The organism is Enterobacter sp. SENG-6 (assembly GCF_001605945.1).
Lineage (GTDB): Bacteria > Pseudomonadota > Gammaproteobacteria > Enterobacterales > Enterobacteriaceae > Enterobacter > Enterobacter cloacae.
On record NZ_LOMM01000001.1, the window covers coordinates 107,232 to 130,638 of the forward strand.

Genomic DNA, 23,407 nt, shown 5'->3' on the forward strand with positions numbered 1-23,407 from the left:
TCATGCCTCTCCCGTTTGAATTCGATTTCAGAAACCCTGATTACCAGATGGTTTTTGAATGGCGGATGGAGCGCTTACAGCGCATTCGCCAGAACCCTGAAATGCTGCCAGCGCTAAAGCAGTTTTACCGCACCAACCCGGCACAGTTCATCATCGACTGGGGGATGACTACTGACCCGCGTAACATCGATTATGGCCTGCCGGTCACCATCCCTTTTCTGCTGTTTCCGAAACAGGAAGAGTGGATTCACTGGATCATTGAGCGGCGCGAACGGCTGGAGAACGGCATCACCGAAAAGAGCCGCGAAATGGGGCTCAGCTGGACGGCGATCGGGCTGGCCTGTTCGCTCTGCCTCTTCAACAAAGAAATGGTCATCGGCTTCGGCTCCCGTAAAGAGGAATACGTCGACAGCACCGGAGACCCGAAGGCGCTGTTCTGGAAGGCGCGCAAGTTCGTGGAAACGCTGCCCGTCGAGTTTCGCGGTTCGTGGGACGAGAAGAAGCACGCGCCGTACATGCGCGTTGAGTTTCCCGATACTGGCGCGGTCATCAAAGGCGAGGCTGGCGACAATATCGGTCGTGGTGACCGTACCACCCTCTACCTGGTGGATGAGGCTGCATTCCTCCAGCGTCCTCTGCTGATTGACGCGGCGCTGTCGCAAACCACCCGCTGCCGTATCGACCTGAGCTCGGTTAACGGCATGGCGAACCCGTTCGCGCAGAAGCGTCACGGCGGGAAGATACCGGTATTCACATTCCACTGGCGAAACGACCCGCGCAAGGATGAAGAGTGGTATCGCAGGGAATGCGAGAAAATCGACAATCCGGTGGTGGTGGCGCAGGAACTTGACCTGAACTACAGCGCATCAGCGGAAGGTGTCCTGATCCCGTCCGACTGGGTACAGGCTGCCGTCGACGCGCATATCAAGCTGGGCATTCAGCCAACGGGCAAACGGCTGGGCGCGATGGACGTCGCCGACGAAGGCCGGGACAAAAACGCCTTTTCGACCCGTCACGGCTTCCTCCTGGAGAACGTGCGGGAATGGTCCGGCGTGGGCAGCGACATTTACCAGTCTGTTGAGAAGGTCTTCGGCTTTTGTGAACAGGACAACCTCGAAGAGTTTCGCTTCGACGAGGACGGTCTGGGTGCTGGCGTTCGCGGAGATGCGCGCGCTATCAACGAACTGCGTAACGCTGCGCGCCGACCGTCAATACTCGCCACACCGTTTCGCGGTAGCGGCGCGGTGTTTGATCCGGACGACGAAGCGGTGCGCGGCGACAACGGACAGGCCGCCCGCCTTAACAAGGACTTCTTCGCTAACGCCAAGGCTCAGAGCTGGTGGCGTCTGCGCAAACTTTTCCAGAACACCTATCGCGCTGTGGTTGAAAAGATGGCTTACAACCCGGACGAAATCATCTCAATCAGCGGCACTATGGCGAACAAAGACAAACTCATCATCGAGCTGTCGCAGCCGACCTACTCCATTAACGGTGTGGGGAAAATCGTTGTTGATAAACAGCCTGACGGCACCAAGTCGCCGAACCTCGCCGACTCGGTGATGATCAGCTACGCGCCAATGAATTCAGCCCTGAACATCTGGGAGCTGCTAGGGAGACAGGCCTGATGGCACGAAACAAGCAAGCCTCTCAGCGAACGGCGCAGGCCACCGCTGATGGCTACGAGAACTTTGTCGCCCGCGTGGGGATGCAGACGCCTAACCAGCACTCAGCATCGACCTACCGGGCGAACTTCACCAGCCGCAACCGCATGCTGGTGGAATGGTCCTATCGCGGTTCGTGGGTTATCGGCGAAGCGGTCGACGCTATCCCGGACGATATGACCCGCAAAGGCATTCGCATCACCTCGGAGATTGACGCCAAAGACCGTGGCACCCTCGAAGCGCAGCTGGATGAGTTGCAGATCTGGGATGCGCTGAACGACGTGCTGAAATGGTCGCGTCTCTACGGCGGCGCGGTTGGCTTCATCATGATTGAGGGGCAGGCACCAATGACCCCGCTGCGGCTCGAAACCATTGGCGAGGGCAAGTTTAAGGGCATTCTCCCGCTCGACCGCTGGATGATTAACCCGGTGCTGACACGCCGCATTAAAGAGATGGGGCCGGACCTCGGCAAGCCTGAGTTTTACGACGTGGTGACCACCGCAACGGGCATTCCGGCCTGGCGCATCCATCACAGCCGCCTGATCCGCTTTGATGGCGTCACGCTGCCATTCCAGCAGAAGATGACCGAAAACGAATGGGGAATGTCGGTTGTAGAGCGTATCTGGGATCGGCTTACTGCGTTCGACAGCGCCACTGTCGGCGCGGCGCAACTGGTCTACAAAGCGCATCTGCGTACCTACAGTGTGGAGAAGCTGCGCGAGCTTATCGCGCTTGGTGGCCCCGCGTTCGAAGCGCTGCTGAAGAACTTCGACCTGATCCGCCAGTTCCAGAGTAATGAAGGCATGACGCTCATGGACTCGCGAGATAAGTTCGAAACCCATCAGTACAGCTTCAGCGGTCTGGATGACATTCTTTCGCAGTTCGCTGAGCAGATCAGCGGTGCCGTTGGTATCCCGCTGGTGCGCCTGTTCGGGCAGTCCCCGAAAGGCTTCTCTACTGGTGACGCAGACCTCGCCAACTATTACGACCGGGTGAGCTCATTGCAGGAGCGCCGCTTACGGCTGCCGATGCGCCGGATACTGGACATTATGCACCGCTCGGAACTCGGTAAGCCGCTGCCGGACGATTTCACGTTTGAGTTTAACCCGCTATGGCAAATGTCTGACGTTGACCGCTCAACGGTGGCCGTAAACACCACAAACGCGATCAGCACCGCGCTGAGCGACGGATTAATGACGCGTAAGGCGGCGATGACCGACCTGCGCGAAAACTCTGACGTCACTGGCATCGGGGCATCCATTACCGACGAGGATATCGAGAATGCCGAAGACGAAGCGCCGCCAGGCATCGGCGAACTTGGCAACAAACCGCCAGAGTCGCCAGGCGGAGATCCGATATCGAACGAGCCTACGGCAGATAGCGCGGGCGGTCGGGGATATCGTAAATGGGCGCTACGATGGTTCAAATGATAGCGTCACCGAGATAATGGATGCGCTGGAGCGCTACAGCGAAATCATCACCCCTTGGGCGACGAAGGTTGCTGAGAACTTCACCGCAGACATTGCGCGCCAGAATGAAAAGCAGTGGCGTCAGCACAGCCGGAACATCAGCGCAGAGCTGCGCAACATGGTTGACCGCGCCCCGGTAGGCCAGGTGATGAAATCCATCGTTGCCGAGCAGATTAAGTACATCAAATCGCTACCTCTTGAGGCCGCCGATCGGGTGTATGACATTCAGAACAAAGCCATCGAGGCCGTTGTGACTGGTGGCCGCGCTGAGCCATTCGCGAAAGAGATAGCAGCGTCCGGTGACGTGTCACGCTCACGAGCGAACCTTATCGCCCGTACCGAGCTTGGACGTGCAACCGGCGCGCTCGATCAGGCGCGTGCGCTGTCAATTGGTTCGAATGGTTATATCTGGCGTACAGCCGAAGATGGCGACGTCCGGCACTCTCATCGTGAGATGGAGGGCAAGTTTGTCGAATGGGGCCGACCTCCAACGCTTGACGGCATGACCGGTCATGCTGGCGAGCTCCCGAACTGCCGCTGTTACAAAGAGATCGTCTTCCCCAACCCTCATTCTTATCTCGCCTGAATCGCAGGTAAACCATGAAATATTTTTTCAATACCCGGCTGGGGGAAACCCGCTATCAGCTGGCTGACGGCTCTCTGTTGTGTAAAGACGTGCCGATAGGTCGAACGGGTAAACAGCTCTACGGCGCTGCCGATCTGCCAAACCTCAAACCCGACAAGCTCGGCGAGATAGTCGTAACGCGCTCTCCTGAGCAGGTATTCCATCCGGCCACGCTCGCCTCATTCGAAGGGATGAGCATCACGATCCTGCATCCTGAAGATGAAAACGGGAATGTGCGGCTGGTAAATCCCGAGAACTGGAAAGAGCTTGCTGTCGGGCACCTCCAGAATGTCCGGCGCGGGACGGGTGAGCAGTCTGATTTGATGCTGGCTGACCTTATCGTCAAAGACGAAAACGCCATTCAGCTTATCGAAGATGGCCTGCGTGAAGTGTCGTGCGGCTATGACGCGGAGTACGAGCAGACCGAGCCAGGTAAAGCCGAGCAGGTCGATATTACCGGAAACCATGTGGCTCTTGTCCCTAAAGGCAGAGCCGGAAATCGTTGTGCAATTGGAGACAGAGACACAATGGCAAATCAAAAGAAAAGCTGGTGGACCCGCATGCGCACGGCCATCAAAACGGGTGACGCTGACACCATGAACGAACTGCTGGACTCTGCGCCAGCGGCGGTAACGGGTGACGAAGGGGATCTGCCGAGCGGCGTTAACCTCAACATTAACCTTTCACCGCAGCAACCATTGCCGGACAAAAAGCCGGAAATGGGCGGAGAGCCAACCGGCGACGGCGAGGACGATATCAAAACCTTGCTCAAAGCCCTGCTGGCTAAGCTGGAAGGAAATGCGACTTGCGATAACGACAATAAGCCTGATGAAAAAGACAAAAAAGATCCGACCTGCGACGGCGAGGGCGACGAAGTGGAAACCACGATTACCGGTGACTCTGCCTGGCGTGCCGAGGTTATCGTCCCGGGTATCGATCTGAGCCGTAAGGTGAAACCGACCGCGTTCAAACGTGATGTGCTGGCTGCCGCTGACAAAACACTGGTTCGCCAGGTTGTCGGTGATGCGGATATCCGCAAATTGCCCAAGCAATCGGTAGATATGGCGTTTAACGCCGTGTCTGAGATTGCAAAAGGGCGAAACACCCGCAGCACCACGGGCGATGCACACCGTCCAAATATGGGCATGACCAGCATCGCTTCCCTGAACAAACAAAACGCCGACTTCTGGTCTAACCGCAAAGGATAATCCAATGACTGCATATCTGTACCGGATGCCTGTTGGCATTGCCGGGGCTATCTCTCGCCCGCAGGACTTAACCGTCGAACCGGTGATCCTTAAATCCGCTAACGCCTTCGCTGCCTATGGTCTGGCTGGCAAATACGACGCTGACGGCTTTTTCGTGCCGCTGGCGGACGGTGACACCGCCGACAAGGTGAAGGGGATCTACGTTCGTCCGTATCCGACCACATCGCAGCCAGACATGATTCGCCAGGTGGGGACGGATAAGAATTTCCCGGGCGACGCCATGAAGCGTGGCTACATGACCGTTAACCTCGGATCTGGCTTCGATGCCAGCACCATCAAAAAAGGCGCACCTGTCTATGTGGTTGTTTCGCTCGACTCAACCATTGACGTGCCGCTGGGCGGTTTCATGTCCACGTCTGTCAGTGGCAAAAACGTGGCGCTGACCAACGCCGAATTCACAGGGGCCGGTGACGCTAACGGCAATGTAGAAATCTCCTGGAAGATTTAAGGAACAGACGAATGATTACTTTTGATCAGGCAACCGTTGATGGCTCTGGTGCCTTTCTCATCGGGGAGCTGGAGCGACTCGACCAGACGTTGAACCTGCCGCTGGTGGGTTACACCTGGACCCGCGATATTCAGCTGCGTGAAGACGTTTCTATCGCAGATGACATTTCCAGCTGGACTAACACCAGTTTTGGCGCTGCGGGTACTGGCGCAAATCCGAACGGTAAAAACTGGGTAGGCAAAGACTCCACCGCTATTGCTGGCGTGAACGTGGATATCAGCAAAGACGGCAATCCACTGAACCTCTGGGGTATGGAACTGGGCTGGACCGTTGTAGAGCTGGCAGCTGCTCAGCAGGTAGGCCGCCCGATTGATACCCAGAAGTACGACGGGATGCAGCTCAAATGGCAGATGGACAACGACGAGCAGGTTTACATCGGTGATGACGCACTCGGCCTGAAAGGTCTGGCAAACCTCGTCGGTGTGACGCTGAACAACGCGCCGAAGACCTGGGCGAACTCAACCAACGACGAGATCCTCGATAGCGTGAACAGCATTCTGTCTAATGCCTGGGCAGCATCCGGTTATTCCATCGTGCCTTCTGATCTGCGCATTCCGCCAGAGCAGTATTCACTGCTGGCGAGCCGTAAGGTTTCCGAAGCGGGTAACCAGTCACTGCTGACCTATCTGGCTGTGAACACTATCGCTTTCCACCAGAACGGCGTTCCGCTTGAAATCAAAGCGGTCAAATGGCTGAAAGGGCGTGGGGTTGGCGGTAAAGACCGTATGATCGCCTACACCAACGACAAGAAATACGTGCGCTATCCGCTGGTGCCGTTGCAGAGCGTTCCTGTCCAGTATCGCGGTCTGTATCAGATTGCGACCTACTACGGCAAGCTCGGTGCGGTTGAGCCAGTGTACAAAGAAACCCTGTCCTACGTGGACGGTATCTGATAACCAGAACGGCCCCGAAAGGGGCCAGAAGGGAACTGAAAATGGCGAAAGAAAAGCTGGTTACCATCCATGTTCACACCCCGTTTACGCTGACGCTCGGCGATCAGTCAAAAAGGGAGTTTGGCCGGGGACGGCATAACGTACCGGAAGAGGTCGCGTCGCACTGGTTCACCCAGGCGCACTCCGAGCTTTCCGAAAGCGTGATTAGCGACACCGATGATCTGCAACCCATTATCGACAGCCTGCAAGCTCAGATTGCCGACAAAGATAAGCAGATTATCGATAAAGATCAGTTGATTGCCGATCTGCGAGAAGCGCTGCTCAAGCTGCAAGAGCAGAACGACAGCCTGCAAGCGCAGATTGCTGCCGCCCAGACTGGCGGTAATGGGGCGAAAGATGCCAAAGAATCAAAGCCTGCCAACAGTAAGTGATTTTCGCCGCGACTTCCCGCAGTTTGCTGACCCTGCCAAATATCCCGAAGCGCAAATCCAGTTTCGTCTGAATCTGGCCGATGTGCTGCTGAGCGAAAACGTCACCGGAAAAGAGTTGTTTCCGTACTTTGCCGAGTTGTTCGTGGCTCACTACATGACGCTCTGGGCGGCAGATAGCCGGGCGATGCTGGTTGGCGGTCCGGGTGGTTCAACCAATGGTGTGCAGTCCTCCAAATCCGTTGACAAGGTAAGCGTCAGCTATGACACCAGCATGACGCTGAATCCTGACGCGGGCTTCTGGAATAACACCCGATATGGCGCTGAATTCTATCAGCTGATCACGATGTTCGGCGCTGGCGGCCGCCAGCTATGAAAAGCGGCGTAACCACGCGGGTTGATAATGCTCAGTCCATTCTCGAAGCACTCAAGTCTTTAACCAAAAAGGATGTACTGGTCGGCATTCCTTCGGAAGACAGCGATCGTGAAGATGTTCCGTTTGGTAATGCCGGGATCGGTTATGTCAATGAATACGGCTCACCGGCGCAAAACATCCCCCCACGCCCGCACCTGATCCCCGGCGTTAAATCGGTAGAGGAACAGACTGTGCCGCAGCTCAAAGCAGCGGCGCAGGCTGCGCTTGATGGTAATACAGATGGCGCGGAAAGAGCCCTCAACCAGGCTGGCATGCTGGCCGCTAATGGTGTCAGGCGTTATATGACCATTACCGGCTTTACGCCGCTTGCTGATAGCACCGTTGAAGCACGCGCGCGTCGCGGGCGTAAAGGGGCTAAAGCGGAGCTTGCCCGCCGCGCTGCTGGCGAGCCGCCCGGAACCGATCTGGTAAAACCACTAATCGACACCGGGCAGTACCGCAGAGCCATTACCCACGTTGTGAGGGATAAAGATGCCGACTCTTGATGTAACAGATGTGCTTTTTGACCCCGATTTTTGCGACTTCAACCTGTGGGTAACGCGTCGCGCACAAACGGTGGACGAGGACGGGATCGGCAGCGACAGCGAAGTTAAAACGCAGTTTGCAGGGGTTGTTACCGTTGACCGCTCTCTTGAAAACCGCCGCATGCAGGCCGGGCAGGTTATCAGCGGGGCGATTCTTATCGTGACGACTGAGCGACTCACGCAGGGGCATACTGGCCGTGATGCCGATATCGTGACGTATCAGAACCGTGATTATCGTGTGACGTTCGTCGACCCGTATACCGCTTACGGTGCTGGCTTCGTCCAGGCACATTGTGAACTGTTGCCGTTTGATGGGGGTAATCCCGTTGAGCAATAACACCAGCACAGAGCGCGGATGGCTGACACCCACCAGCGGCGATCCGGATTATGACGAAGCGCTCGACAGGCTATTAAGCCAGTGGGTGCGCAACGTTTCCGGCTTGCCTGCTGGGGTGGTTCGCCCGCGCTGGCAGAAAGACCAGCCGCCACTTCCACCAGTTGAAACGAACTGGTGCGCGTTCGGCGTTACCGGATGGCCCATTGATAACAGTCCTGCATTCACCAGGCAGACCGACGAGGGCGCTCAGCTCTGGCGGCATGAAACGTTCGAGTGCATGGCGTCGTTCTATGGCCCGGCGGGTATGTCTTATGCGTCCCGTTTTCGCGATGGCATATCTGTCCCGCAAAATAATGCTGAGCTGAACGCGCTCGGTTTATCCCTGGGCGACTATACCGGTCTGACCCCTTTCCCCGAGCTTATCAACCAGCAATGGGTTCGCCGCTACGACATGACGGTGCGCCTGCGCCGGAAGGTTGTGCGCGAGTACGGCATCAAATCGCTGGTGGAAGCGCCAGTCACCTTTTTTGGAGAATAAACTATGACGCAGGGCTTACCTGTATCCAACGTTGTAAACGTTGATGTGATCATCTCGCCGAAAGCGGCTACTGGTCGTAACTTCGGCGCGCTGCTGATTCTCGGTTCTTCCACTGTCATTCCGGTGCAGGAGCGCGTTCGCCTTTATGCGTCCGTTGAGGACATTGGCGAGGACTTCGGAGTCGACAGCCCGGAATATGAAGCGGCGCAGGTTTTCTTCAGCCAGTCGCCGAAGCCGACGCAGGTTTATGTTGGCCGCTGGGCGAAGACTCTGACCTCTTCCGAGGGTGGAAGCGTGGAAACCATTGTGCAAGCTGTTAATGCCTGCCTGCAATATACCAACTGGTATGGGCTGATTGTCGCTGATGATGTTGCTGATGGCGCTGATGTGCTTGATGCTGACGACGTGATTGAGGTTGCTAAACTCATCGAAGCGTCCAGTTTGAGCCGCATTTTCGGGGTAACTTCTGCCGACGCCGATATTATCAGCACGACTTCGACGACCGATGTTGCGTCGAAATTAAAGGCTGGCAAGTATGCCCGTACCTTTATTCAATATTCCACCAGCAGCTCTTATGCAGCGGTTTCAGCTTTCGGTCGCGCGTTCACGGTGAATTTCAACGGCAGCAACACCACCATTACCCTGAAATTCAAGCAGGAGCCGGGGATCACCTATGAAACCCTGACCACCAATCAGGCGGCGGCGCTGGATGCCAAAAACTGCAACGTATTTGTGTACTACCAGAACGATACGGCCATCCTGCAGCAGGGCGTCATGTCCAGCGGTGATTTCTTCGACGAACGCCACGGGCTCGACTGGCTGCAGAACTACGTTCAGACCAACTTGTACAACCTGCTCTACACCAGCACAACCAAAGTCCCACAGACCGATGCTGGCGTTACGCGTCTGCTTTCCAATGTTGAGCAGTCGATGGATCAGTCCGTCACGAACGGGCTGGTGGCTGCTGGCGTATGGAACGGTGGCCCGATTGGGCAGCTGGATTCCGGCGACACGCTGACAAAAGGCTATTACGTCTACGCGCAGCCGATTTCCGAGCAGGCGCAGGCTGACCGTGAAGCACGTAAGGCACCTGTTATTCAGGTGGCCTGTAAGCTGGCGGGTGCGGTTCATTTCGCTGATGTGCAGATCAACGTCGTTCGCTAAGGAGAACATGAATGGCTACTTATTCTTTTATGGACGTCACGGCGTCCCTCTCCGGCCCGACCGGCGAGATTGATCTGGGCTACGGTTCCGCCAGTTCAGAGGAGGGGATCACCGTTGCAATGGGCGGCCCCAAAAATACCATGACCATCGGCGCTGACGGCGAAGTGATGCACAGCCTGCACGCGGATAAAAGCGGCACGGTAACCGTCAACCTGCTGAAGACCTCACCGACAAACAAAAAGCTGTCGCTGGCGTACAACGCGCAGAGTCAGTCCTCAGGAACCTGGGGAAACAACGTCATTGTGATCCGAAACAAGGTGAGCGGAGACATCATCACGGCGCGCAGCGTGGCGTTCCAGAAACAGCCGGATAACGCCAATGCTAAAGCCGGTAATACGATGCCCTGGGTGTTTGACTGCGGCAAAATCGACCAGGTTCTCGGAGAGTTTTAACAGATGGAATGCTCAATCAAAGGCCACGATTACCGCGTGGCAAAACTCAGCGTTTTTGATCAGCTGAAAGTGACCCGCAAACTGCTGCCGGTGCTGGCGGGCATGATGTCAGATTTCGGGAGCATTCGCTCCCTTCTGCCTGCTGATGGCAAAATCGACACCGTGAAATTCGATCAGCTGAAACCGGTGTTTGAAACCCTGCTCCCACGCATCGCTGAGGAACTGTCTTCCCTGACTGAAGAAGACACCAACGCGATTATTCATCCGTGCCTGGCCGTGGTATCACGCAAGCACATGGACGGATGGACGCCGGTATTCAACAGCGGTCAGCTGATGTTCGATGATATCGACCTGCTGACCATGCTGCAGCTGGTGGCGCGGGTGGTCGCCGATTCGCTGGGAAATTTTTTGCCCGTGAGCCCTACCAGCGCGACGCCGGGCCAGCCTCAGGGTTAACCCTTAACAGCCTGCCTGACGGGCTTTCTTATCTCCTTGACCCGGTTGACGCCGGGTTAATCCCTTATTACGCGCTGAAGGATGGATCGGTTGATCTGTGCGATATCGCGCTGATGAATGACCACCTGGCCGTTAAGGCAGACAACCAGCGCCGTATTGAGAAATGGAGAGAGGATAATGAACGCTGAGACTATTAAAGATTTCCTCGTCTCGCTCGGTTTTGATATCGACGAAGCGGGTGCATCAAAATTCGACTCAGTTCTCGCCGGTACGACCGCAAACGCTATCAAAATGGGGCTGGCCGTCGAAGGTGCCGCGCTTACCGTGGTGGCCTTCACGGCTAAGATCGCCTCGGGGCTGGATAATCTCTACTGGGCGTCACAGCGCACCGGCGCGACGGTTCAGGGGATTCAGTCTATTGGCTATGCGGTTTCGCAGGTCGGCGGAAATGCTGAAGCGGCAAAAGGCTCACTGGAAAGCCTGGCCCGATTTGTGCGAACCAACCCCGGTGCAGAAGGATTCCTGAACCGCCTGGGCGTACAGACCCGTGATGCCAGCGGTAACATGCGCGACATGGCCGCCATTTTCACGGGCGTCGGCCAGAAGCTCAGCAACATGCCGTACTATCGGGCGAATCAGTATGCCCAAATGCTCGGCATCGATGAAAATACGCTGATGGCAATGCGGCGCGGGATCGGTCAGTTCAGCGCTCAGTATTCTGAAATGACAAAGGCGATTGGCTTCAATGCGGAGCAGGCCGCCGTGTCGTCAAATCGGTTTATGACCTCACTAAAAGCATTCGGCGAAATGGCCGGAATGGCCCGAGACAAAATCGGCTCTAACCTTGCTGAAGGAATGGCTGGTTCGATCGATAATCTTCGCAAACGCATACTCGAAAATTTCCCCAAAATTGAAACCACTATCACAAAGATTGTGAAGGGGATTCTCTGGCTGGGGGATATCGTCGGGCGCGTGGCGTTTCGAATTGTTGAAGGTGTAGGGGATATTATCGACTGGTGGGGAAAACTGGATAAAGAAACGAAAACCCTGATAGAGGTTATCGGTGGTCTGGTTGTCGCCATGCGGATACTTAACTCTACTTTCTGGATGTCACCTATAGGGCTGATTACTGGCCTGATCGTGGCGCTAGGTCTTTTGTGGGAAGACTACAAAACATGGAAAGAAGGTGGTAACAGTCTTATTGACTGGGAAAAATGGCAGCCAGCGATAGACAAAGCGAAGAATGCGATTACCTGGTTCCGCGACAAATTACTCGAACTGAAAGACAGCGTGGGGGGATGGCAAAAATCATTCGAAATCCTCGGTACATTCATCGCTGGAGTGTGGGTATCCAAAGTTTTGGGTGCTTTCGGAAAAATATCAGGCCTGCCGATCCCTCCCTGGCTTAAATTGTGGGCGCTTTACGCCGGTTATCTTGCCTCTGATAAAGAGAATATCAAGGACAGTGCCCAGTCATCATTGAATTACACGAAGCGAATTATTGGCGACACTCTGGCTGCTGTCGGCATTAAAACCGACATCGGTCATAAAGATGTCAGCGAAGTTCGTGAGTGGCCAGCGTGGATGGACTGGTTACATGGCGGGCCTGGTAAAGTTATCCGTCAGGCGCAGAGTAATGGCGTTGTGTACGGGGATAATATCCAGTCTGATATCCCCGGCGCAGAGCCAGAACAGTACGGCCAGTCAGTTAAACGACCACAGCCAACAAAGGCGGGATCTCAGTTACTGGGCTGGATGCAGCCGATGCTTTCCAGCCTGGAGCAGCTCTACCGGCTTCCGGAAGGTTTGCTGCGCAGTGTGGCCATCACGGAATCGGGCGGTAATCAATTCGCCGTTTCTGGCGCTGGCGCTAAAGGTCTGTTTCAGTTCATGGACGGCACGGCGCGCGATATGGGGCTGCGCGGGAATGATGTTTTCGACCCGGAGAAGGCCGCGAAGGCAGCCGCCAAGTATCTTTCACAGCTGCTGCAGGCGAACGGCGGTGACCTGAGCAAGGCGCTGGCCTCATACAACTGGGGGATCGGGAACGTGCAGAAGCACGGGATGGCCCTTATGCCTCAGGAAACGCGTAACTATATCCCCAAAGTAATGAGCAACATGCCCGGGAAGGCAAGCCTCAACCAGCAGACAGTAATAAACGTCCATGGCGTAAACAGCCCTCAGGAAGCAGCCAATCTGGTTGCCGACAAGCAAGGAGCCGTTAACGCCAGGGCGGTACAGCAATTGAAAGGACCTGCATAATGGACTTTTTATCTGTTTTGCTGCAACAGCGAACCCGCTCGATAGGGATTATCATCCCTGATGTGGTTATCACTGAAAAACATAGCGATGCTCTGGAGATCACGGAGCATCCTGTCGAGCAGCCTACCAATGCTGGAGCCAGTGGTGAGGGGGCAGGCTATATATCAGAGCACGCTTTCAGACGACCATCTGAAGTTGTCATGGAAACCGGCTTTTCCGGCGGCGGTTCGTTGCTTGATTTCGCCGATACCTCAGCTATTGGTCTTTCGCTTGGGCTGAGCCCGAAAGAGGTGTATCAGGAGCTGCTTAATCTGCAGCGAGATCGAATTCCTTTCGACGTGACAACCGGCAAGCGTATTTACAACAACATGTTGATAAAGACGCTGGAGGTTACGACTGATAAGAACAGCGAGAATGTCCTTTTGGCGACCCTCACTCTGCGGGAAGTGATCATTACCTCTACGCAGACGGTTAATGTGGCCTCGAAAAACAATATGACCGAGGGGGTAGGTACGTCTGCTGTGCAGAATACGGGAACCAAAACAACGGTTCCACCGAATAATTCCATTCTAAAATCACTGCCACAGATGGCGCAAAAAGGTATTACCAGCGTGGATGGATATCTGAGTGATTTATTTCTTGGAGGGTGATTGATGAATGCTGTAGAAATCCCGCTGGTGGCCGACAATCAGACGTTTGCCACTACCATTAATGGTGCACTTTACCATCTGTCTATCACCTGGCGCGGCGTGTACTGGGTTCTGGATCTTGCCGATGGTAACGGGGCTACCATCATCTCCGGTATGCCGATGATTACGGGGGCTGACCTGCTGGCGCAGTATCGGTATATGAATCTTGGGTTCTCGCTGGTGGTGCTCTGCGACGTAGCGGGACAGGAAAACCCAACGCAATTTGATCTCGGGACGTTCTCACATCTTTACGTCTTTACGGAGTAGCAATGTCAAAAAACTGGATGCGTCACTTTGAATTATTGCTTGTTGACGATAAGGGCGATGGAATAAAAATTTCCGAGCTTAAAGTTACTTTCAATATTCAGAAAATGCCAGCAACCATATTTAATGGGTTCGTTGGTAATTTTAAAGTTTATAATCTGTCCCCTACTACTCAGAACCGGATTACGCAGAAGGAATTCTCGCGCATACAGGTTATTGCCGGTTATAAGGGGCTGCCTGATGCAACGGGTAATTATCCGGACGAAAATATTGGCATGATATTTAACGGTGATATTCGTTTCACTATCACGGGAAAAGACAATGCTACTGACAGCTGGATCATGCTGCAGTGTATCGACAGTTGGGAAGGTCATCTGAACGCCAGTGTGAAAACCACGGTGGCGGCAGGGTGGAAGTACAGCGACCTGTTCAGTCTGGGCATGAAATCTTTCGGTCCTTATGGCATTGAATCCGGCGCAGTTCCGGATATGCCCGAGACAGTTTTCCCTCGAGGGCGAGTTGTGTACCAGAACACAGCAAGGCTGATGAATCACATTGCCGGCCAGTGTAAGGCCAACTGGTGGTATGAGAACAATCAGGTCAACATCGTGCCTGAGAATAACTACATTGGCGTTGCTACGGTACTGAATGCCAATACGGGGTTAATCGGCATGCCGCAACAAACAATGGGGGCTGGCGTAAACGTTCGATGCCTGATTAACCCGAATATAAAGATGGGTAGTCTTATCCGCCTGGATCAGGCATCTGTTTATCGTGCGTCTCTGAGCAATGACCAGATAGCCCAATCCCCGGCACCATTGGGAGAATCGGAAAGCGACGGCAATCTCTACGTTAATGGTCTTCCTGGTATGTCGCAACCTGCCAGCGTTAATACTGATGGTGATTACATTGTGGGCAGCATCGACTATACTGGCGATACTCGCGGGCAGGCGTGGTATATGGACCTGCTTTGCCTGGCTAAAGGTGGCAAAGAATTGCTTAACTCGAAAGGGATTGATGCGGCGCAATACACATGAAAAAACTATTATTGGCGTTTTTGCTCGTCGGTATGTCTTCCGCCTCTTTTGCTGATACTGGATGCGGCCCATTCACGATCAACTGGAAAGCGCAAGATGGACTCGCAAGGGTTAATGGCCTGAAACCGGAAACCCAGAAAATCACTTTTCTTAAACAAAAGGGTGATTATGACAATGTGAACATCCAATGGATGGTACCGGGGAATGGACGCTGGTTAGGTATGGATTTTGTAGCCAGAAATGGCAAGCCGATCCTGAACGTCGAAGTTGTGCGTAAGAACATGGACGAGCCGCGAGAATTCTGGACTTATGACTGCCGGAAGGTGAAGTGAGTTCGACGTTGTTTAGGCAGCCCTACAATTGGTGTTAAACTGCATAGGTGTTACTATTGTCCGGTCAAAATATGGAAACTGGCGTCGACTATGCAACCAAAAACACAAGAATCTAAGGATATTCAAACAGTTAACAGAGTGGTTATGACTCTGCGACCTTACTTGTGTTTTGAACAGGATATTACCGTTTTCGTAAAAGAGCGCACTGCGAAGCAGATCGAAGAGATACAGGACCCGGGGCTAAAATGCTCTGCATTATCCGTTTTCTACTTCACCCTGGGAGATATCGAACGTGGTAAATCTCATGCGGAAGAAACGTTGAAATATCTACCTACAGATACTGTAGCATGGCGGCACTACACTTTAGGACTGTTCTGGCGTTGCGGTGCAGTTGAGGCTTTAAATGTGGCTAAGCGCGGATTTGATGCGACCAATAGTCCAATTCTTGCCAGTGACGCATATTACTATTCGTCTTCAGTTGCGGATTTTTCATACTTTCTCGAAATGCGCGAGTTCCTTTTACGCACAGAAATGTACGAGAAATTCAGGGAACAAGATCAGGAGCCTGATATGTTGCGGAGCCTGGAGTATGCCAATATAGCCCGTCGGTACAACAAAGAAGATGTGATCAAAAACATCTCAGCTTTGATGTATGAAAAACTGGATTTGGTGCAAAAGCTGGACTCTGCCGTTCGCCTTCTTGATGTTACTGAGGACGGCGAAGAGCCAGAACTTATTTTTGAAATGTATGTAAATAAGGCTGATGCAGAAACATGCGCAGCCATGAATGTTGAGCTTATTTCAGCTCGCGTACGTTCTGGGTTAACCGACTGGAGTGTTGGTGGGGTTTATGTCGCTCATAATAAAGAGGACATGCTGCAATGCCAGTAACGCCAAGGGATTTTCTTGCTGTAGCTTCCGACCTACCAGTTTCTGATGAAATGCTTAATCGAAATGCTGTTAGCAGGGCCTACTATTCAGGCTATTTGCATGTTAATAAAAAAGTGGTTGCTTTGAATTTGCCGCTTCCTAAAGTTAATGGCGGTGTACACGCCCGTTTGATTAACGGCCTGAACAATGGGGCGTGCAGTGACTTAAATAACGGAATTAGTCATGACGTGCAGCTTGAAATTGCAGGATTACTTAGCCTGTCAAAGCAACTCAGAACAAAAGCCGATTATAAGCTGAACATGACCATCAACAACACTGATAAGGCTACCGCGATAGCGAATGCTAAAGCGGTGTTTGCATTACTTCCATAGAAAGAAAATTAACCGTATCAAACCCGCCTCCGAGCGGGTTTTTTTATGTCTGGAGAAAATATGCCAGTTTCACTTTCCTCCCAACTGGGTAGCAAAGAGCAGGCTGATGCAAGCCTCGCAGGTTCCATCATGTCAGCGTTACGCGTTTCTATGCCTGGAATTGTTCAGTCATTTGATCCAGACACTGTAACGGCAGTTGTCCAACCCGCTATCAAAGGCTACGAGCCTGATTCAAACGGCGTCAACCAGTCGACGACATTACCGCTGCTGGTGGATGTGCCGGTGATATTTCCGCGCGGCGGAGGATGCACGCTAACGTTCCCGGTTAAAGCCGGTGATGAATGCCTGGTGATTTTCGCCGATCGCTGCATCGATTTCTGGTGGCAGAACGGCGGGGTGCAGGAGCCTGTCGACGACCGGGTGCATGACTTATCGGATGCGTTCTGTATCGTCGGGCCGCAGTCACAGGCGCAGAAAATCAGCGGAATCAGCACCAGCGCCGCGCAACTGCGTACTGATGATGGCGCTGCGTTTGTGGAAGTGGCCGCAGGCCATAACATCACGGTTAAAACCCCCGGCGCGTTGACGGCGACAGCAGAAGGAGGAACCACGATTACATCACCCACCATTACGCTAAACGGCAACGTGACTATAAACGGGAACCTCTCTCAGGGTATGGGCGAAAGCGGCGGTGCCGCGACGATGCTCGGCCCTGTCACGGTGACTAACGATGTAAAAGCCGGTGGTAAGAGCCTGATGACGCATACGCACGGCGGAGTACAGACCGGCGGCGGTAACACAGGAGCGCCTAACTGATGCGATACAGACGTGAAGACGCCGACGGTGATTACACCTTTGGCAGCGGCGATGATACCTGGCTGATTAACTCACCTGAGGCCGTGGCGCAGGCTGTAAAAACGCGATTCGAATTGTGGTATGGGCAATGGTTTCTCGACACCACCGAGGGGGCACCGTGGATTCAGTCGGTACTCGGTAAGCAGAAGCCGGAAACCTATAACCTGGCGATCCGTAAGCGCATCCTCGAAACGCGGGGCGTTAAATCCATCCTCTCTTTCAATACGACAGTGAACACTACGACGCGCCGCGTCCAGTTCTTCGCTGAAATCGACACCATCTACGGAACAACGACAGTAACCAGCGAGGCATAAATGGCCCTCAATTTGGACACACTCGGCTTATCGGCAACGGTAACAGCTGAGGGGATCAGTGCGCCTGATTACCAGACGATACTCGATACTCTGACGAGCTATTTCCAGCAGATTTACGGCAGTGATGCTTATCTGGAGCCAGACAGCAAAGACGGCCAGATGGTGGCTATATATGCTCTGGCTATTCACGATGCCAACAATACAGCTATAGCGGTCTATAACTCCTTTTCTCCGTCAACAGGTATCGGTCGCGCACTTTCAAGCAACGTAAAAATCAACGGTATTGTCAGGAAGGGAGCCACCAACTCAACTTCAGATCTTGTTCTGGAAGGTGAGCCCGGAACGCTCATCACTGCAGGCATGGTGCGAGATGAAAATGGGAAACTATGGGCTCTACCAACAAACATCAATATTCCGCCATCGGAGACCGTGACCGTAACCGCTACGTGTACGACACCCGGAGCCGTTGCTGCGCTGGCTGGCACCATCAGGAACATTGCAACCCCTACCCGCGGCTGGCGAACGGCCACCAACCCGGCAGCGGCCACGCTCGGGCAACCCGGGGAAAACGATCCGCAGCTACGTGTCAGGCAGTCAAGAAGCACAGCATTACCTTCCAAGACGACCATTGATGGGATGGATGGGTCTTTGCTGGATATTTCCGGTGTAACACGTGTACGTATTTACGAGAACGACACGGACACCACTGACAGCAATGGTCTGCCACAACACTCGATATGTGCAGTGGTGGAAGGCGGCGACGCTACTGAAATAGCCACTGTCCTGTCTAAGAAGAAGGACCAGGGGACTTTCACCTTTGGTACTACCGCCGTCGACATCACCGGAAAGTACGGTGAACCGAAAACAATCAGGTTCAGCAGGCCAACAATCGTCAACATATTTGTTGATATTGAACTGACCACTTACCCGGGCTATACATCGCAGATTGCAGATCAGATGAAGGTGGAGATTGCAAAGTACATCAACAGTCTTGGTATTGGCGAGAATGTACTCATCAGCCGGATTTATTCACCTGCCAACCTCGGGGTAATGAGTGGAGGGGCCAGCCGTTATTACGATATCACCTCACTGAAAATTGGTAAGACGGCCAACGGGGTAAGTGCGGCGAACGTGGACATTCTGTTTAACGAAGCCGCTGCTGGGGAAGTTGCCAACATTAAGGTGACACCGGTATGAGCAAATACACGGAAAGAATAACGAATTACCACGCTACTAAGCCTCTTTTTGAACAACACGTTGACCTGATAACCCGGCCATTAACCGACATCGTAAAATCACAGGAAAGCTTTATAGCTGCGTTTGACCTCGATCGGGCCGTGGGTGTGCAGCTCGACGTCGTTGGGGAATGGGTGGGGCGTGGCAGAACAGTGAGCGTACCTATCGCGGACGTCTATTTCTCCTGGGACACTGAAGGGCTTGGATGGGATCAAGGTAGCTGGCAAGGGCCATTCGACCCTGATACGGGTTTCACCCGTCTGAGTGACGATACGTACCGTGTGGTACTGAAAGCGCAAATCGCGATTAACACCTGGGATGGCACGATCGGCCATCTTGAGGACATTCTCGAAACCATCTTTGCCGGTTCCGGAATAGAAATGCAGATCATCGACAACCAGGACATGAGCATCACGATAAATGCTATCGCCATTAATGGAATAGCAAACACATCGGCTGAGCTTATTTCCGTTATCAAAGCAGGCGAGCTGAATATCAAAGCCGGTGGCGTGAGAGTTAAAAACCTCAATGTCATTGATCCCGCTCGTCCTCTATTCGGTTTTGACACACAGAGTATCGCTATAGCCGGTTATGACGCCGGATACTGGAGCTAATAAATGGCAAAAAACGAGTTTAAACCCTTCTCCACTGCGGGCGGGGCTAACGTTATTTCACAGGCTGACTATGAGGTCTTGGCAGCCCTGTCAACCGGATTCACCTCAGGAGTGGCAAAGGCTAACGAAATTAACAAAGTCCTGCGGCAGGCATCTTTCGTTGCAGCTGCACTCGCTCAGTTTATCAGTGACAAAACCAATAGTAATGTACTGGACGATGGCAGTCTGTCTGGGTTTGAAACGAAACTGATTGCAGCCCTTAATGCACTTTCACAGCCGCTGGATGCCACGCTTACAGCGCTCGCCGGGTTGCAAACTGGCCCTAATAAAGTCCCCTATTTTACGGACGCGGATATTGCGGCACTGACAGACCTGACTGTAGTGGGGAGAAATATTATAGGAAAAGGGTCTGTCAGCGAGGTAGTGCAATATCTCGGATTACAAAATGCCCTGGTTAAGGGTTCTTATGGGTTAGGGTCACGGGATAGCCAGAGCGCGGCCAGCAAAGAGCATGTTGGTAGTTTTTTCTACGAGCCCTTTCAGCCTGGCACCCTTTATCCAGATAGTGTTGTTGCCATCGAATCCGCAGGCCCCACAACTCAGGAGTGGGGGCAGTTTGCGGTTTCCTATGGTGCTGCTATTCGAGTTTTTGCTGCTCACAAATCATATTCAGGTCAGCCTGAAACGACGGAGCTTTACCATGACCAAAGGAAACCAACGGCCAGTGATGTAGGGGCATATCCTTTAACTGGTGGCATTCTTAACGGCAATATGTCCGCTACGGGCAGCGTAACATCTGGGGCCGGGAAAGATATTTCATCAGCTCAGGATTTATGGGCAGGAAGAGATATCTATGCTCACCGAAATTTAAGCGTGACCTCCATTGCCTCAGTCGGTTCTGATTTGACTGTTGGAGGCAGCGTTGGTGTTACGGGAAACGTCGATGCTGGTGGCTTTGTTCGCTCAGGTGCTGGTAAGGATGTGGTATCACAAAATGATATCTGGGCATCTCGAAATATTTATGAAAATGGCCAGCGTGTCTATAGCCCAAACAACCCACCGCCTAATAAATTCAGCAAATCGCTGAATACCATTTCATGGGAAAAAAACCTTGAAACGGGTGTAATTCGACAATGGGGATATGTTGCTGTTAGCGATAATGATTTTGTCAGCGTAAACTTACCGCTAGCGTTTCCTTCTTCCTTCTTGTGTCTTAACGTTACTCCAAGTGCAGCAGGACGGATTGCGGGTGAGTATGTTCTATCCGCGCATGGGCAAATCACCAGCAACACTACATTTGGTGTTGGGCTGTCTGCTAATTTTCAGGGTAGTTATACGGGCGTGTATTTCGAGGCAATAGGAGTTTAATATGGCGATTTATAATAAAGATACAAAACAGTATTCCATTAGTGGTTATAACAATTATGCATGGTCAGCTTCAAAAAATGTTTTCTACCTTATTACTGACTTGATTACATATGTCAGAGCGGGGAACTGGCCTAGTGATGCTGTAGAGGTATCAGACGATGTATTTAACGAGTTTGCTGCCTTCCAGAATGAAAACGGGATGATCAGAGGTGTCGGTAGTGATGGTCTTCCTGCATGGGTGACGCCACCTGAACCTTCAAAGGAACTGCTGATACGAAATGCAGAAGCTAATCGTAATACGCTTACTGCAAAAGCTAGCCTTGAAATTGATATGTTGATGGATGCAGAGTCTGATGGAACAATTACCGATGATGAAAGAAAATTACTGGCAAAATGGAAAACTTATCGCCTTTCATTACGTCGACTTGATTTAACAACGGCACCGGACATCGACTGGCCTGAAATCCCCGTCTGATTAAGAATTCTTTGATTGCAGGGGGAATTACTATAACCCCCTGCATTTATTACTTAACCAGACACCGCATGCTTTGCATTCTTTTTAAAAAAAGGTTTCTCGATATAATTATATGAAGCATATGCAAGAATGATTGAAATAAAGCAATACAAACCAAATTTCAACCACCCGTTAGGAAATCCTATTTCAGTAAGGCGCTTGTCTAATCCTGAATTCATTAATGTGTGTATCAGGTAAAGAGAGTAAGAAATGTCACCTAAGAATAGAGCGAATTTCGGAGTTTTGTTTTTAAAAAGATCTTCATTTATAGTTAAAGCTACAAAAAGGAATAGCATATACAAACCTCCCGATAATGGGCCGTGAGTAATGCTCTGTGAAAAATGGACACTGCTTATAGAACTTATCAACAATAAAATTCCAATTATTCTTCTGGCGAGTGCTGGGAAAATAATTATATGACTATATGCCTTTTGAAAAATAACACCATAAAGAAATAAAATAATTATGGGATTTGTTGCCAGATTAATGAATTTGTTATCTGACTCAATACCAATGTCACTTAAAGTTGGTGAGAAGCCAATCATTGCAGGAACGGCAAATACCATTGCTATAATGATTAAGGCTAAAGCAAAAGTTCTGTTTTTAATAAAAATAGATAATGAAACAAGTAAGTAAAAATAAATTTCGTATATCAGTGACCATCTGATTCCGTACATACTTTCATTGTTTAGATAAAGCGGCCCGTTCTGAGATGTAACTGGTGTTAATGTGAATGCGCTAATCAAATTTTCTACTTTTTCTGAATAATGGAACGTACTCATTGCCCCACCAGTTATGAATGCAATAAATAACCAAAAATAATATGCAGGCAGCACACGTTTCAGACGATGCTTAACAAATACAAAGCAACCATTAATGTCATAGTTTACCTTGCTAGTAGACATCGCTATGACGAATCCGCTAATAATAAAAAATATATCTACACCAAGGTAACCATATTTCATTAAACTCTTACCTAGCCCATCATACGCAGAATCTAAAATCCAGCTAAAATGAAAAAGCATTACTGTAACTGCTGCCAGACCGCGCATTGTATGCAGTGAATCGAGTCTGTTGTTTAGATTCCCCGCCAAACTATCTTTCATATAATTTCTCTTGCTGATTTGTTTGTTCTGGCTGAATTAGTGGAGCGTAAATATTTTAGATGCCGCAGTCCCGAGTATGCAAGAAATGACTGCGGCTGGCTGCCAAGTATTCATCGCGAGAAATCGAAGGGAGTGTTACCCGAGTAATACTTAAAGTCCAACCTGGCGAACTGTCGGGAACTCGGAAACCAGCCACATATCGGCCTCTTCAAACATCTCCTCCAGCATGCGGTTCAGCTTTTCCCGATCGCTTTTACTGGCATCGCTATTCAAGCCATTCGCCTGCATCGGCTTCACCCTCACTTCGGCAGCAGGGAAAATCTGGTGCACTCGCTTCGTCAGCTCTGCCAGGATAATCTCTCTGGCTCCTGCCAGCCCTTCAACGTTACGTTTGTCATAAACCAGTTCGACGATCATGTCGCACCTCATTATACTGTTTGAATGTACAGTATTAAAGGCGTAAAACCCTTTTCGGTCAAGGGGTGCTTACATCAAAGGCATGTGCCATTTTTGTGTCACATATGGTAAGGCTGCATTCATCACCATGCATCATGTGCCGTTAAGTTATCTTTTGTGAATGCGGAAATGTGTATGTAAAACAGTTAGTTAAATGTGATTCTACTAATTCGTAATGCGAAGGTCGTAGGTTCGACTCCTATTATCGGCACCATCAAAATCAATTAGTTACGTTAAAAACTCTCTTTGCTTATATTATAATTTTTTCGCGTGTAACTGTATGTGTAAGTGATTTTCATCGACCTACATCAACAGTTGATATATGCAATTTCAGGTTGG

Annotated in this window: 30 protein-coding genes; 28 read left to right on the forward strand and 2 right to left on the reverse strand. The window is 51.8% G+C overall.

What is annotated here, in order from left to right; genetic code table 11:
* Positions 1-2: 2 nt before the first annotated feature.
* The 28 genes from AX755_RS00530 (at position 3) to AX755_RS00660 (ending at position 21,467) form a co-directional block, all read left to right on the forward strand.
* Entirely contained in the window at positions 3-1,625 is a 1,623-nt protein-coding gene (locus AX755_RS00530; protein ID WP_062856102.1) for a hypothetical protein, read from the forward strand.
* Positions 1,625-3,091 (forward strand): DUF1073 domain-containing protein, encoded by a 1,467-nt coding sequence (locus tag AX755_RS00535; protein ID WP_062856103.1) that lies wholly within the window; start codon positions 1,625-1,627, stop codon positions 3,089-3,091. The genes AX755_RS00530 and AX755_RS00535 overlap by 1 nt, the downstream gene beginning before the upstream one ends.
* Positions 3,092-3,107: 16 nt before the next feature.
* Positions 3,108-3,716: a phage head morphogenesis protein gene (locus AX755_RS00540; protein WP_001435593.1), complete on the forward strand. Its 609-nt coding sequence runs from the start codon at positions 3,108-3,110 to the stop codon at positions 3,714-3,716.
* 14 nt (positions 3,717-3,730) lie between these two features.
* Positions 3,731-4,963: a DUF2213 domain-containing protein gene (locus AX755_RS00545; RefSeq protein WP_062856104.1), complete on the forward strand. Its 1,233-nt coding sequence runs from the start codon at positions 3,731-3,733 to the stop codon at positions 4,961-4,963.
* A 4-nt stretch (positions 4,964-4,967) separates the two neighbouring features.
* Positions 4,968-5,471, forward strand: coding sequence for a structural cement protein Gp24 (locus AX755_RS00550; RefSeq protein WP_062856105.1), 504 nt, complete (start codon positions 4,968-4,970; stop codon positions 5,469-5,471).
* An 11-nt stretch (positions 5,472-5,482) separates the two neighbouring features.
* Complete coding sequence (locus tag AX755_RS00555; protein ID WP_062856106.1) at positions 5,483-6,424, forward strand: DUF2184 domain-containing protein; 942 nt, start codon at positions 5,483-5,485, stop codon at positions 6,422-6,424.
* 41 nt (positions 6,425-6,465) lie between these two features.
* Complete coding sequence (locus AX755_RS00560) at positions 6,466-6,855, forward strand: STY1053 family phage-associated protein (protein ID WP_001040703.1); 390 nt, start codon at positions 6,466-6,468, stop codon at positions 6,853-6,855.
* Positions 6,821-7,228, forward strand: a complete 408-nt coding sequence (locus AX755_RS00565; protein WP_047063833.1) for a DUF4054 domain-containing protein — start codon at positions 6,821-6,823, stop codon at positions 7,226-7,228. Before AX755_RS00560 ends, AX755_RS00565 begins: the two co-directional genes overlap by 35 nt.
* Positions 7,225-7,773 (forward strand): hypothetical protein, encoded by a 549-nt coding sequence (locus AX755_RS00570; RefSeq protein WP_047063835.1) that lies wholly within the window; start codon positions 7,225-7,227, stop codon positions 7,771-7,773. Before AX755_RS00565 ends, AX755_RS00570 begins: the two co-directional genes overlap by 4 nt.
* Positions 7,760-8,149, forward strand: coding sequence for a hypothetical protein (locus tag AX755_RS00575; protein WP_062856107.1), 390 nt, complete (start codon positions 7,760-7,762; stop codon positions 8,147-8,149). The genes AX755_RS00570 and AX755_RS00575 overlap by 14 nt, the downstream gene beginning before the upstream one ends.
* Complete coding sequence (locus AX755_RS00580) at positions 8,139-8,687, forward strand: phage neck terminator protein (RefSeq protein ID WP_442856003.1); 549 nt, start codon at positions 8,139-8,141, stop codon at positions 8,685-8,687. The genes AX755_RS00575 and AX755_RS00580 overlap by 11 nt, the downstream gene beginning before the upstream one ends.
* 3 nt (positions 8,688-8,690) lie before the next feature.
* The gene (locus AX755_RS00585) at positions 8,691-9,851 is read left to right on the forward strand and encodes a DUF3383 family protein (RefSeq protein ID WP_062856109.1); all 1,161 of its coding nucleotides are present in this window, start codon (positions 8,691-8,693) and stop codon (positions 9,849-9,851) included.
* A gap of 11 nt (positions 9,852-9,862) precedes the next feature.
* On the forward strand, positions 9,863-10,303 hold the full coding sequence (locus AX755_RS00590) for a DUF3277 family protein (protein ID WP_000257260.1): 441 nt from the start codon (positions 9,863-9,865) through the stop codon (positions 10,301-10,303).
* A gap of 3 nt (positions 10,304-10,306) precedes the next feature.
* Entirely contained in the window at positions 10,307-10,759 is a 453-nt protein-coding gene (locus AX755_RS00595) for a phage tail assembly chaperone (protein WP_016247451.1), read from the forward strand.
* An 11-nt stretch (positions 10,760-10,770) separates the two neighbouring features.
* Positions 10,771-10,947, forward strand: a complete 177-nt coding sequence (locus tag AX755_RS25645) for a DUF6889 family protein (protein WP_024131618.1) — start codon at positions 10,771-10,773, stop codon at positions 10,945-10,947.
* Positions 10,937-13,021, forward strand: coding sequence for a transglycosylase SLT domain-containing protein (locus AX755_RS00600; RefSeq protein WP_062856110.1), 2,085 nt, complete (start codon positions 10,937-10,939; stop codon positions 13,019-13,021). The genes AX755_RS25645 and AX755_RS00600 overlap by 11 nt, the downstream gene beginning before the upstream one ends.
* A complete protein-coding gene (locus tag AX755_RS00605; protein WP_062856111.1) occupies positions 13,021-13,671 on the forward strand; it encodes a phage baseplate protein in 651 nt (216 codons plus the stop codon). Before AX755_RS00600 ends, AX755_RS00605 begins: the two co-directional genes overlap by 1 nt.
* Positions 13,672-13,674: 3 nt before the next feature.
* Positions 13,675-13,977: a phage baseplate plug family protein gene (locus AX755_RS00610; protein ID WP_062856112.1), complete on the forward strand. Its 303-nt coding sequence runs from the start codon at positions 13,675-13,677 to the stop codon at positions 13,975-13,977.
* Positions 13,978-13,979: 2 nt separating this feature from the next.
* Entirely contained in the window at positions 13,980-15,011 is a 1,032-nt protein-coding gene (locus AX755_RS00615; protein ID WP_062856113.1) for a hypothetical protein, read from the forward strand.
* Positions 15,008-15,343 (forward strand): hypothetical protein, encoded by a 336-nt coding sequence (locus AX755_RS00620; RefSeq protein ID WP_062856114.1) that lies wholly within the window; start codon positions 15,008-15,010, stop codon positions 15,341-15,343. Before AX755_RS00615 ends, AX755_RS00620 begins: the two co-directional genes overlap by 4 nt.
* 90 nt (positions 15,344-15,433) lie before the next feature.
* Positions 15,434-16,234 carry a hypothetical protein gene (locus AX755_RS00625; protein WP_062856115.1) on the forward strand — a complete coding sequence of 267 codons (801 nt, stop codon included), beginning with the start codon at positions 15,434-15,436 and terminating at the stop codon, positions 16,232-16,234.
* Entirely contained in the window at positions 16,225-16,605 is a 381-nt protein-coding gene (locus tag AX755_RS00630) for a hypothetical protein (protein WP_062856116.1), read from the forward strand. The genes AX755_RS00625 and AX755_RS00630 overlap by 10 nt, the downstream gene beginning before the upstream one ends.
* A gap of 60 nt (positions 16,606-16,665) precedes the next feature.
* A complete protein-coding gene (locus AX755_RS00635; RefSeq protein WP_062856117.1) occupies positions 16,666-17,421 on the forward strand; it encodes a Gp138 family membrane-puncturing spike protein in 756 nt (251 codons plus the stop codon).
* Positions 17,421-17,774: a hypothetical protein gene (locus AX755_RS00640; protein WP_062856118.1), complete on the forward strand. Its 354-nt coding sequence runs from the start codon at positions 17,421-17,423 to the stop codon at positions 17,772-17,774. Before AX755_RS00635 ends, AX755_RS00640 begins: the two co-directional genes overlap by 1 nt.
* Positions 17,775-18,971: a baseplate J/gp47 family protein gene (locus AX755_RS00645; protein WP_062856119.1), complete on the forward strand. Its 1,197-nt coding sequence runs from the start codon at positions 17,775-17,777 to the stop codon at positions 18,969-18,971. It begins immediately after the preceding gene.
* Positions 18,968-19,624 carry a DUF2612 domain-containing protein gene (locus tag AX755_RS00650; RefSeq protein WP_045399576.1) on the forward strand — a complete coding sequence of 219 codons (657 nt, stop codon included), beginning with the start codon at positions 18,968-18,970 and terminating at the stop codon, positions 19,622-19,624. The genes AX755_RS00645 and AX755_RS00650 overlap by 4 nt, the downstream gene beginning before the upstream one ends.
* Positions 19,625-19,627: 3 nt before the next feature.
* Positions 19,628-20,992 carry a gp53-like domain-containing protein gene (locus AX755_RS00655; protein WP_062856120.1) on the forward strand — a complete coding sequence of 455 codons (1,365 nt, stop codon included), beginning with the start codon at positions 19,628-19,630 and terminating at the stop codon, positions 20,990-20,992.
* Between the two features lies 1 nt (position 20,993).
* Complete coding sequence (locus AX755_RS00660; protein ID WP_047063917.1) at positions 20,994-21,467, forward strand: tail fiber assembly protein; 474 nt, start codon at positions 20,994-20,996, stop codon at positions 21,465-21,467.
* 53 nt (positions 21,468-21,520) lie between these two features.
* Here the strand turns inward: AX755_RS00660 and AX755_RS00665 are convergent, their stop codons facing one another.
* Complete coding sequence (locus tag AX755_RS00665; protein WP_062856121.1) at positions 21,521-22,612, reverse strand: acyltransferase family protein; 1,092 nt, start codon at positions 22,610-22,612, stop codon at positions 21,521-21,523.
* 150 nt (positions 22,613-22,762) lie between these two features.
* Positions 22,763-23,029, reverse strand: a complete 267-nt coding sequence (locus AX755_RS00670; RefSeq protein WP_047063921.1) for a DinI family protein — start codon at positions 23,027-23,029, stop codon at positions 22,763-22,765.
* Between the last annotated feature and the right edge of the window lie 378 nt (positions 23,030-23,407).

What these genes read in the sequence shown, in the direction of transcription:
- AX755_RS00530 (WP_062856102.1), top strand. Translation starts at nt 3, where the DNA reads ATGCCTCTCCCGTTTGAATTCGATTTCAGAAACCCTGATTACCAGATG.
- AX755_RS00535 (WP_062856103.1), top strand. Translation starts at nt 1,625, where the DNA reads ATGGCACGAAACAAGCAAGCCTCTCAGCGAACGGCGCAGGCCACCGCT.
- AX755_RS00540 (WP_001435593.1), top strand. Translation starts at nt 3,108, where the DNA reads ATGGATGCGCTGGAGCGCTACAGCGAAATCATCACCCCTTGGGCGACG.
- AX755_RS00545 (WP_062856104.1), top strand. Translation starts at nt 3,731, where the DNA reads ATGAAATATTTTTTCAATACCCGGCTGGGGGAAACCCGCTATCAGCTG.
- AX755_RS00550 (WP_062856105.1), top strand. Translation starts at nt 4,968, where the DNA reads ATGACTGCATATCTGTACCGGATGCCTGTTGGCATTGCCGGGGCTATC.
- AX755_RS00555 (WP_062856106.1), top strand. Translation starts at nt 5,483, where the DNA reads ATGATTACTTTTGATCAGGCAACCGTTGATGGCTCTGGTGCCTTTCTC.
- AX755_RS00560 (WP_001040703.1), top strand. Translation starts at nt 6,466, where the DNA reads ATGGCGAAAGAAAAGCTGGTTACCATCCATGTTCACACCCCGTTTACG.
- AX755_RS00565 (WP_047063833.1), top strand. Translation starts at nt 6,821, where the DNA reads ATGCCAAAGAATCAAAGCCTGCCAACAGTAAGTGATTTTCGCCGCGAC.
- AX755_RS00570 (WP_047063835.1), top strand. Translation starts at nt 7,225, where the DNA reads ATGAAAAGCGGCGTAACCACGCGGGTTGATAATGCTCAGTCCATTCTC.
- AX755_RS00575 (WP_062856107.1), top strand. Translation starts at nt 7,760, where the DNA reads ATGCCGACTCTTGATGTAACAGATGTGCTTTTTGACCCCGATTTTTGC.
- AX755_RS00585 (WP_062856109.1), top strand. Translation starts at nt 8,691, where the DNA reads ATGACGCAGGGCTTACCTGTATCCAACGTTGTAAACGTTGATGTGATC.
- AX755_RS00590 (WP_000257260.1), top strand. Translation starts at nt 9,863, where the DNA reads ATGGCTACTTATTCTTTTATGGACGTCACGGCGTCCCTCTCCGGCCCG.
- AX755_RS00595 (WP_016247451.1), top strand. Translation starts at nt 10,307, where the DNA reads ATGGAATGCTCAATCAAAGGCCACGATTACCGCGTGGCAAAACTCAGC.
- AX755_RS00600 (WP_062856110.1), top strand. Translation starts at nt 10,937, where the DNA reads ATGAACGCTGAGACTATTAAAGATTTCCTCGTCTCGCTCGGTTTTGAT.
- AX755_RS00605 (WP_062856111.1), top strand. Translation starts at nt 13,021, where the DNA reads ATGGACTTTTTATCTGTTTTGCTGCAACAGCGAACCCGCTCGATAGGG.
- AX755_RS00610 (WP_062856112.1), top strand. Translation starts at nt 13,675, where the DNA reads ATGAATGCTGTAGAAATCCCGCTGGTGGCCGACAATCAGACGTTTGCC.
- AX755_RS00615 (WP_062856113.1), top strand. Translation starts at nt 13,980, where the DNA reads ATGTCAAAAAACTGGATGCGTCACTTTGAATTATTGCTTGTTGACGAT.
- AX755_RS00620 (WP_062856114.1), top strand. Translation starts at nt 15,008, where the DNA reads ATGAAAAAACTATTATTGGCGTTTTTGCTCGTCGGTATGTCTTCCGCC.
- AX755_RS00625 (WP_062856115.1), top strand. Translation starts at nt 15,434, where the DNA reads ATGCAACCAAAAACACAAGAATCTAAGGATATTCAAACAGTTAACAGA.
- AX755_RS00630 (WP_062856116.1), top strand. Translation starts at nt 16,225, where the DNA reads ATGCCAGTAACGCCAAGGGATTTTCTTGCTGTAGCTTCCGACCTACCA.
- AX755_RS00635 (WP_062856117.1), top strand. Translation starts at nt 16,666, where the DNA reads ATGCCAGTTTCACTTTCCTCCCAACTGGGTAGCAAAGAGCAGGCTGAT.
- AX755_RS00640 (WP_062856118.1), top strand. Translation starts at nt 17,421, where the DNA reads ATGCGATACAGACGTGAAGACGCCGACGGTGATTACACCTTTGGCAGC.
- AX755_RS00645 (WP_062856119.1), top strand. Translation starts at nt 17,775, where the DNA reads ATGGCCCTCAATTTGGACACACTCGGCTTATCGGCAACGGTAACAGCT.
- AX755_RS00650 (WP_045399576.1), top strand. Translation starts at nt 18,968, where the DNA reads ATGAGCAAATACACGGAAAGAATAACGAATTACCACGCTACTAAGCCT.
- AX755_RS00655 (WP_062856120.1), top strand. Translation starts at nt 19,628, where the DNA reads ATGGCAAAAAACGAGTTTAAACCCTTCTCCACTGCGGGCGGGGCTAAC.
- AX755_RS00660 (WP_047063917.1), top strand. Translation starts at nt 20,994, where the DNA reads ATGGCGATTTATAATAAAGATACAAAACAGTATTCCATTAGTGGTTAT.
- AX755_RS00665 (WP_062856121.1), bottom strand. Translation starts at nt 22,612, where the DNA reads ATGAAAGATAGTTTGGCGGGGAATCTAAACAACAGACTCGATTCACTG.
- AX755_RS00670 (WP_047063921.1), bottom strand. Translation starts at nt 23,029, where the DNA reads ATGATCGTCGAACTGGTTTATGACAAACGTAACGTTGAAGGGCTGGCA.